1 pseudogene is annotated in these 321 nt (G+C 73.2%); it reads left to right on the forward strand.

Annotated features, from left to right (window positions below):
* A pseudogene (locus PUR71_RS14615) lies at positions 1 to 321 on the forward strand (nucleoside/nucleotide kinase family protein); the annotation flags it as partial.

A 321-nucleotide genomic window follows, 5' to 3' on the forward strand; every position in this document is an offset into this window, starting at 1 on the left:
ACATCTACGTCCCCGACTTCGACCGGACGCTCGACGAACCGGTCGCCGCCCGCCACGTCGTCCGCCCGCAGGCCCGCCTCGTCGTCACCGAGGGCAACTACCTCGCCTCCACCGACGCACCCTGGCCGGACGCACGCCGACTGCTCCGCGAGGTCTGGTACGTCGAGACCGACGACGCCCTCCGCGAGGAACGCCTCCTGCGACGCCACCGCGACGGAGGCCGCGACGAGCCCACCGCCCGCCGCTGGGTCACCGGCAACGACCACCCGAACGGCGAACACGTGAAGGCCGGCCGCCCGCTCTGTTCTCGGATCGTCCCCG

This window comes from Streptomyces sp. SP17BM10 (assembly GCF_036322405.1).
Classification (GTDB): domain Bacteria; phylum Actinomycetota; class Actinomycetes; order Streptomycetales; family Streptomycetaceae; genus Kitasatospora.